This is a genomic window from Halochromatium sp., from assembly GCF_054919635.1.
Window position 1 is genome coordinate 1 of the sequence record NZ_JBUDPI010000143.1, and the last position, 8,605, is coordinate 8,605.

Here is an 8,605-nt window from a genome sequence, read left to right on the forward strand (position 1 = left end):
ATCGCGCTGCCCTCGGTCTGTTTCAGGAAGTCCGGCTCATCCCAGCCGAAGAGCTCGATCAAGGTGGCGGTGTCGAGGCCGTGGCGGGCGAAGAAGTCGCTCTCCTCGGTGAGCCGCGCGAATCGATTCCAGGGGCAGCAGAGCTGGCAATCGTCGCAGCCGTAGACGTGATTGCCAATCTTCGGGCGCAACCATTCAGGTATGGGCCCGAAATGCTCGATCGTCAGATAGGAGATGCAGAGCCGTGCATCGAGTTGACAGGGCGCGATGATGGCCTTGGTCGGGCAGACGTCGATGCAGGCCTGACAGCGGCCGCAATGCTCCTCGGCAGCGGCATCGGGCGGCAGCGGCAGATCGCAGTAGATCTCGCCGAGGAAGAACCAGGAGCCAGCCTGGCGGTTGATCAGATTGGTGTGCTTGCCGATCCAGCCCAAGCCGGCCTTCTCGGCCAGCGGCTTCTCCATCACTGGCGCTGAATCGACGAAGACGCGCCAGCCATAGACCCCGATCTGCGACTCGAGCCGTTGCGCCAAGCGCTTCAGCCTTGCACGCAGCACCTTGTGATAATCGCGCCCGAGCGCATAGCGCGAGACGAAGGCCCGCCCTGGGTCGGCCAGCGCGGCGTCCATTACCTGCTGATGCTCGGGCAGATAGTCCATCCGCGCCGAGATCACTGATAGGGTGCCAGGCACCAACTGTGCAGGGCGTGTGCGTTTGCGACCATGCCGGGCCATGTACTCCATGTCCCCATGCATCGACTCGCCGAGCCAATGCTGCAACCGGTTCTCAGCCTGAGCAAGATCGCAGTTGGTGACGCCGATCTGCTGAAAGCCAAGCTCGTGCCCCCAGCGTTTGAGATCGCGCTTGAGCGCCTCGAGCCGCTCTGGCGATAAGGGTTGGCGTTGCTCGACGGGCATGGTTCTCGGCGGCCGCGACAAAGAGCGGTAGCGGACTAACGCTTCGTGATCACAGTGCTCAGCATAGGCGATCTGCTCCGTCGCTGGCCAGTTGTGGATCAAGCCTGCGTCGAGCCAATCCTTGCGCTGCGACAGACTCTGATTGAGATCAAACGGGCCGAAGATCGTGCTCGATATACTGGCGCGTTTTTTGCGCCCAGCTGCCTCAATCGATGCGTCTAGATGGGCCAATCGCTGCGACTAGACCCTGGGTCGCGTGGTGAGAGGATGCTGAATGAAACGGTTGCTGTCGAGGATTGGACCTGCGGTGACTTTGGCCCTGTTGATGACCGGGGTGATGACCGGATTGATGACCGGGCTGAGCACGGCGGTCATGGCGCAGGTCGAGGACGTTGGCGAGCTGGACCCGATCGTCGTCACCGCGGCTCGCACTGCGCAGACCGCCGATGAGACCCTGGCCTCAGTGACGGTGATCGACCGCCCGGAGATGGATCGGCGCCAGTCGCGCACCATGAACGATGTGCTGCGCGGACTGCCCGGCGTCGAGATCGCCACCAATGGCGGCCTTGGGCATAACACCTCGGTTTACCTGCGCGGTACCCGGCCGGATCATACGCTATTAATGATCGATGGCGTGCGCGTCGGCTCAGCGAGCAGCGGCTTTCTGCCCTGGGCCTCGATCCCGCTCGGGCAGGTCGAGCGGGTCGAGGTGGTGCGCGGCCCGAGCTCCAGTCTCTACGGCTCGGAGGCGATTGGCGGCGTAGTCCAGGTCTTCACGCGCCGAGGGCAAGGTGGACCACTGACCCCCAGACTCCTGCTAGGCGCCGGAACCCACAATACCGCCAACGCGCAGTTCGGACTCTCCGCGGGCACCGAGACCGACTATGGCACAGGCTGGTTCGATGTCGGCCTCGGCTTCGAGCAGACCCAAGGCTTCAACGTCTGCTCTGGTCGACCGCGCAGTGCGGGCGGCGGGGGCTGCGGTGTCTACGAATTCGATGACGATGGTTACCGCAACGGCAATGGCTCGCTGCGTGCCGGCTGGACCTTCTCGGACCGGCTTGAGCTGGACATCAATGTCCTGCGCTCGGTCGGCGATCTCGACTACGACGGCAGCCTGTTCTACGGCAACGAGCAGCGTCAGGTGCTGCAGGTGGCCGGCGTCAACGTCGTCGCCAAACCGCTCGACCCCTGGACACTGACCCTGCGCGCCGGGCGTAGCTGGGACGACAGCGAGGTATTCGCCGACGGCCTCTTCATCAACCGGCTCGATACCCGTCGCGATCAGCTCAGCTGGCAGAACGATATCGCCTTCGCGCCGCAGCAGCTGGCAACACTCGGTATCGATTACCTGCGCGATGAGCTCAGTACCCCGACCGCTTACGACGAGACCTCACGCGAGACCACCGGTGTCTTCGGCCAGTACCTTGGCAGCCTGCTCGGCCAAGACCTGCAGCTCAGCCTGCGCCATGACGACAATGATCAGTTCGGCGGCAAGACCACCGGCAACGCGCTCTGGGGCTACGGGTTCGACAATGGGTTGCGCCTGACCGCCGCCTATGGCACGGCCTTCAAGGCGCCGACCTTCAACGATCTCTACTATCCCGGTTACGGTAATCCCGATCTCGAGCCGGAAAACTCGCGTAGCCTCGAGCTCGGTATCTCGGGTCGCCATGGCTGGGGGGCTTGGGCGCTCAATGCCTACCAGACCGATGTCGACGACCTGATTGCCTTCGATCCCGCAACCTTCTCCCCGAAGAATATCGACCGGGCGCAAATCCGTGGCCTGGAGCTCTGGGGAACGGCCGATGTGGCGGGTTGGCTGCTCGATGCCAACCTGACCCTGCTCGATCCGCGCAACGCGAGCGACGGGCCGAACAACGGCAACCTGCTGCCAAGGCGTGCCCAGCAGACGTTCAGGCTTGATGCCGACCGTCAGTTCGGCAAGATCGGCGTTGGCGGCACGCTGTTTGCCGCTGGCCGCCGTTTCGACAACGACGCCAATACCGTCCGTCTCGATGGCTATACGCTGTTCGACCTGCGCGCCGATTACGCCTTCACCGAGGCGCTGCGGATCGAGGGTCGGATCGAGAACCTCTTCGACGAAGACTACGAGACCGCTGCCTTCTTTAATCAGCCGGGCCGAACAGTCTTCGTTTCCCTTCGCTACGTGCCCTAGGACAGGAGGAATTGCCGTGAGCCTTGACCTCGATTGGCTTCAAGCCCCGGCCGCAGCGGTTGATCTGCAGGCGCGGGAAGCGGCCATCAGCCGCCAAGGCGAGCTGACCAAGCCGCCCGGCTCACTCGGACGGCTCGAAGAAGTCGCCATCCAGCTTGCCGCCTTGCAAAGGCGAGCGCAGCCCGCGCTGGAACAGGTGCAGATCGTCGTTTTCGCAGCGGATCATGGGATTGCAGCGGCAGGCGTCTCGGCGTTTCCTCAGGCGGTCACAGCGCAGATGATCGCCAACATGGCCGCTGGGGGTGCCGCGATCAGTGTACTGGCGCGCCAGATCGGCGCCGGGATCGAGCTGGTCAATCTCGGTACCGTCGCGCCCGTGGCGGCGCATCCGCTGATCCGAGAGGCGGTGATCGCTGCGAGTACCGCCAACCTCGCCGAAGAACCGGCGATGTCAACCGAGCAGCTTGGGCTAGCGCTGGCCGAGGGCGCCGCAGCGGCTCAGCGGGCGAGGGTGGCCGGTGCCGACCTGTTCATTGCCGGAGAGATGGGCATCGGGAACACCACTGCGGCAACGGCGCTGACCTGCTCACTGCTCGGATTGCCCGCTGCCGATCTCGTCGGCCCCGGCACCGGCCTCGATCGCGGTGGGATCGAGCGCAAGCGGCTGTTGATCGACCGGGCCCTGGCACGGCATCGCGATCAGCTGCAGCTGGATACGCCGTCCCTGAAGACGACCACTGCGCCGAGGGAGGGCTCGATCGCCAGGTCGTTCGAGATGACAACGAATGCCCTGGCGCATCTGGGTGGCTTTGAGCTCGCGGCCATGGCGGGTGCCTATGTCGCTTGCGCCCAGCATGGTGTGCCGATGTTGATCGATGGCTTTATCAGTTCGGCTGCTGCCTTGGCTGCCAGTCGAATCTGCCCTGGCGCTGCGGATTGGATGTTGCTCGCCCACGCGTCTGCCGAGCCTGGACATCGGGCCATGGTTGAGGCGATCGGTCTGCGGCCGCTGCTCGATCTGGAGATGCGCCTCGGTGAGGGCAGCGGTGCGGCCGCGGCGGTGCCACTGCTGCGATTGGCCTGTGCGCTGCACGCGCAGATGGCGACCTTCGCCGAGGCCGGTGTTGCCGCGAAGGGCAGCCATGACTGAGTCGTTTCCTGGCGATGGCCTGTTATCGGGCTGCTCCCTGGCAGGCCATGGCTAAGCCGGAGAACGCAGACCTGCCATCTCGATTGATCGACCTGCTTCGTCATGGCGAGGTCGAGGGTGGTCCTTGTTTTCGGGGGCGACGCGATGATCCGCTGAATGCGGCCGGTTGGGCGCAGCTCGAGGCTGCGACTAGCATCGCTCCACGACCACAAAGAACCGACGGATCTCCAGCCTTGGAGGCTACTGACGAAGCGACGGTCAGGACAACAGCGGGTCCAGCCTGGGATCGTATCCTCTGCTCACCAGCTGCGCGTTGTGCAGGGTTTGCTGATCAGCTTGGAGCGCAGCTCGGGGTCCCCGTCGAGCATTGGGAGGCGCTGCGCGAGCGCGATTTCGGCGCTTGGGAAGGGCTGCGCGCGGACCAGATCCCGCTGCAGGATCTGACGCAATTCTGGGCTGACCCCAGCGCTTACGATCCGCCTGATTCGGAGCCGTTCGCGGCCTTTCGTCAACGGGTGCTCGACGGCTGGCGCCGGGTAATGGAGCAGCCCGGCGATCATCGACTGCTGATCACGCATGGCGGCGTGATCCGAGTCATCTTGGGCGGTCTGCTCGGCATTCCGCCGCAGCGGTTGCTCCTGATCGAGGTCCCAACCGCCTGCCTCTCAAGGGTTCGGCTGCCGATGGGATGCGGTCTGCCGAGCTTGGTGGCCCATGGCCAACTTGCTAGTGAGTCATGTTAGCCTTGGGCATCCTGACTGACTCACTCGGTACTGACTTGGGCTTCTAGGCTCGTCCCAGTCTTCTGGAGGTAACAGAATGCGCAACCCTCGCTTCATCTTCGTCGCCCTGATCTTCGCACTGCTCGGCACCAGCACGATTGCGGTGAGCGCGGCAGCTGCGACCTGTAATCTCAGCTATGAGCTCCCGGCTGACATCCCGCTCTTACTCCCATCAGCGACGCCAAGCGAGGATCAAGGCGCCTTTGATGAGCTGTCCTGGCAGACCTTCCTTGCGCTGAACGCCCCTCGCGTTGGCGCCAAGCCCAGTCTGCTTGGTGACAACCAGACGCAATGGGATCACTGGTCGTCGACCGTTGATCTCATCGAGTGTCAGAACGATCCGAGCAACTGTTTTTGTGCCGATGGTGTTTGTGGCTCCGGGGATCAGTATTACCCGCCAGCGTGCCAGGCCATACCCGACTTTCAGAGCTATCGCGTACTTGCCCAGCTCAGCAAGATCGATGACTCATTCCTCGAGGCAGGGCGCGGCGAGCTCTCGAACCACCCCGTGATCGATGCCAACGGCAAATTCCTGCGCTATGCGATCATGCTCAATCCCGTCGCCTATGAGTTCGTGGTCGATCATGGCCTCTATAACAAGGCGGGCTTTGGCTCGCTGAGCGAGCCTGTCGTCTTCCCCTGCGGTGACTTCAGCTATCAGGGAGGTGATCCAGCCGATCCAAGGATGGGCGCACTCGTGCTGAAGACCGCTTGGATGGATTTTGAGGATCAGGGCCAGGCGACCTCGTTCGCCCGAGGTCCTTACCACACCGAAGAGATGTTGGTCTATTCACCAGCTGAGCGCAGCGTGACTGGCGTTGAGAGCTGCGAGCTGAAGACGATGGCACTGGTTGGCATGCACATCGCTCACAAGACGGTTCGCCAGCCTGGCTGGATCTGGTCCACCTTCGAGCATCGAATGAATGCACCAGAATGCACGAGCTTGCCACCGCAGGGCGACCAACAAGGGAGCGGTCCAAACACCAACTGCCCAAGCGCGGTCAGTGGGGACTACAACCTGTTCGCGAAGGACTGCTCGGACGGTGCTGCGGGCTCCGCCGCCTGCCAGAGCTGCAATCAGGTGCCGGTCTCCAATTCGCCCGATCCGCAGCGTGTCTGTACCAGCTCGGAGGTTGACACTGGCCATCCTGAAAACACCGGCTGGTGTCTCGATCTGCCGCCAGCAGCCGAGCGGGGCAAGTCGAAGCTCTGCCGTCAGGTCCCGCTCAGCGTTGGCTATCCAACGGCCCACGCGTTGAACCAGGCCTGCAGCTCGGCACTGGGTCCGCAATCGGTGTGGAGCAACTATCAGCTGATCTCGACGCAATGGATCAACCAAGGCTCGATGACCTGCCAGAATGGTGTTGCCGCGCCCGGTCGCAGCCGTGAGGCGATCTTCCCGCAGGTCTTCCTACTTGCCGAGGGCGCAGAGCCTCAGCTTCGACCGTATCTCGCCAACAGCTCGATGGAGTCCTACGGTCGGTCAAACTGCATTGGCTGCCATATCCAGGCATCGATCAAGAATCCAGCCAATAAGAAGCTGAGCACCGATCTGATGTACTGGCTTCAGCTCGAAGCCTTCGCCACCGAGTAGACGTCGCCAACAGCGCCCGCACATTGAGCAGCCGGCATGGAGGTGATCTGCGGGCATTGGCCCAGCGCAGTGGGCGATCGGCTGAGACGCTGCTCGATTTCAGCGCCAATATCAATCCGCTTGGGATGCCAGCGGCGGCGCGGGCAGCGCTGATCGCGGCGGTCAACGACCTCGGGCAGTATCCCGATCCGGCCTGTACGGCGCTGCGGGCCGCGATCGGCGATCATCTCGGGATCAGTACCGAGCGCATCCTGCCTGGCAACGGCGCCGAGCAGCTGATCTGGTGGCTGCCTCGACTGCTTGAGGCCAGACGGGTGCTGGTGACGGCTCCAGCCTATATCGACTACCAGCGCTCAGCCGAGGTCTGGCAGCGGCCGCTGTGCGCAATACGACTGCGGCCCGAGGATGGCTTCGCGCTCGATCTGGGATGGCTCTCAACCCAGGTGCAGGCCGGCGATCTGGTCTGGCTCGGCCAGCCGAACAATCCCACGGGGCGCCTGGTCGATCCAAGCGCGCTCGAGCGGTTCATCAAGGCGCATCCGCAGGTCGATTGGGCGATCGATGAGGCCTTCATTGACTTCGTCAGCGGTGTGGATTCTGCGACTCGCTGGGCGCTGCCCAATCTCATCGTCATCCGCTCGATGACCAAGTTCTATGGGCTGGCGGGGCTGCGGCTCGGCTATGCGGTGCTTTCCGCCGAGCGGGCTGCTGCGCTTGCGCGGCTGTTGCCCGAGTGGTCTGTGAATGCCCTGGCGGCAGCGGCCGGCAGCGCGGTGCTGAGGGACCCGGAGCTCGAGACCTTTGCCCAACGCACGCGCCAGCTCATCGAGATCGAGCGGCGCCGTCTTAGCGATGGGTTGGCCGGGCTTGGTCTGCAGGTCTTCGACAGTGTCGCCAATTATCTCCTGCTGCGGGTCCCAGACGCTGATGCTGGCTCGGCGGCTGATCTGGCGTTGCGCTTACTGCAGGCCGAGGGTATCGCGGTGCGCGTCTGCTCCAACTACGCTGGGCTCGATCCGAGCTATCTGCGCATTGCGGTGCGCACTGAACGCGAAAATCGGCGATTATTGGAGGCCATGGCGCGCTTGCTCTAAGTGCTTCAACGCGCCTGGTCCATCCAGTGGCTCCGGCACGAGGCCACGCCTGGGTGCCAGTCACTGTCTCTCAGCCAACGGAGACCACGGGGATGCTCCACCATCGACATGCGGCGCCTAAGCGCCAGCGCGATCGGCGACCTGGGTCTCTTTCCCTCTTTTGGGTTTTTTTGCTGATGCTGCTGATCATGCCGTCGGCTGCGATTGCCGCCGATGCTCAGCCATCGGTGCCTGCGGCCCTCGCGCCCTGGGAGGGCTGGGTGCTCGCTGGCGAGGATCAGCGCGCCTGTCCGCTCGGCGCGGCTGGGGCCGCTGAGCGGGTCTGCGCCTGGCCGGGACGACTGCGGCTGGAGCTTGACGACACTGGGGGGCGTTTCGAGCAGGCTTGGACACTGGCTGCCGATAGTTGGGTGCCGCTGCCTGGTGGTCCGGGCCAATGGCCGCAGCAGGTCAGTGCGGATGGCACGGCGGTTGCCGTGGTCGAGCGCGATGGACGGCCCATGGCTCAGCTCGGCGCCGGCGAGATCGGGCTTCGCGGCCGGTTCGTCTGGCCACGGCGGCCCGATGTGTTGCGGGTGCCGGCCGAGGTTGGACTGCTCGATCTGAGTCTGGACGGGAGCGAGGTCGCGCAGCCGCGCTTGGATGCCGACGGCGGACTCTGGCTAGGCGTCGAGCGTCCCCCGCGAGAGCGGCAGGAGCCCGATGCCCTCTCGCTCGAGGTGATGCGACGCATCGAGGATTCCGTCCCGCTGCGTGTCCAGACGCGCCTGCTGCTCGAGGTCTCGGGGCAGCCGCGCGAGCTGTTGCTGGGTCCGATCCTGCTGCCAGGCGGCATTCCGCTGCGGCTGCAGAGCGCGTTGCCGGCGCGGCTGATCCAGGCAGGGAGCGT

Annotated in this window: 6 protein-coding genes and 1 pseudogene; 6 read left to right on the plus strand and 1 reads right to left on the minus strand. The window is 64.2% G+C overall.

Going from position 1 to position 8,605, the window contains the following annotated elements; genetic code table 11:
* Positions 1-917 (minus strand): tRNA epoxyqueuosine(34) reductase QueG (gene queG / locus ACY693_RS10155; RefSeq protein ID WP_462321714.1); only part of this gene is annotated, 917 nt, incomplete at its 3' end.
* A gap of 274 nt (positions 918-1,191) precedes the next feature.
* Between queG and btuB the strand changes: the two genes are divergently transcribed.
* The 6 genes and pseudogenes from btuB to ACY693_RS10185 form a co-directional block, all read left to right on the plus strand.
* Complete coding sequence (gene btuB, locus ACY693_RS10160) at positions 1,192-3,096, plus strand: TonB-dependent vitamin B12 receptor (RefSeq protein ID WP_462321715.1); 1,905 nt, start codon at positions 1,192-1,194, stop codon at positions 3,094-3,096.
* A 16-nt stretch (positions 3,097-3,112) separates the two neighbouring features.
* A complete protein-coding gene (locus tag ACY693_RS10165) occupies positions 3,113-4,246 on the plus strand; it encodes a nicotinate-nucleotide--dimethylbenzimidazole phosphoribosyltransferase (protein ID WP_462321716.1) in 1,134 nt (377 codons plus the stop codon).
* Between the two features lie 14 nt (positions 4,247-4,260).
* Positions 4,261-4,989: a histidine phosphatase family protein gene (locus ACY693_RS10170; RefSeq protein WP_462321717.1), complete on the plus strand. Its 729-nt coding sequence runs from the start codon at positions 4,261-4,263 to the stop codon at positions 4,987-4,989.
* Positions 4,990-5,065: 76 nt separating this feature from the next.
* Positions 5,066-6,622, plus strand: coding sequence for a hypothetical protein (locus ACY693_RS10175; RefSeq protein WP_462321718.1), 1,557 nt, complete (start codon positions 5,066-5,068; stop codon positions 6,620-6,622).
* Between the two features lie 23 nt (positions 6,623-6,645).
* On the plus strand, positions 6,646-7,716 hold the full coding sequence (gene cobD / locus ACY693_RS10180) for a threonine-phosphate decarboxylase CobD (protein WP_462321719.1): 1,071 nt from the start codon (positions 6,646-6,648) through the stop codon (positions 7,714-7,716).
* A gap of 176 nt (positions 7,717-7,892) precedes the next feature.
* Positions 7,893-8,605 (plus strand): annotated as a pseudogene (locus tag ACY693_RS10185) (hypothetical protein); the annotation flags it as partial.

Bases quoted from the DNA above. Each gene is read 5' to 3' on its own strand.
- btuB (WP_462321715.1), top strand. From the start codon at position 1,192: ATGAAACGGTTGCTGTCGAGGATTGGACCTGCGGTGACTTTGGCCCTG.
- ACY693_RS10175 (WP_462321718.1), top strand. From the start codon at position 5,066: ATGCGCAACCCTCGCTTCATCTTCGTCGCCCTGATCTTCGCACTGCTC.
- ACY693_RS10170 (WP_462321717.1), top strand. From the start codon at position 4,261: ATGGCCTGTTATCGGGCTGCTCCCTGGCAGGCCATGGCTAAGCCGGAG.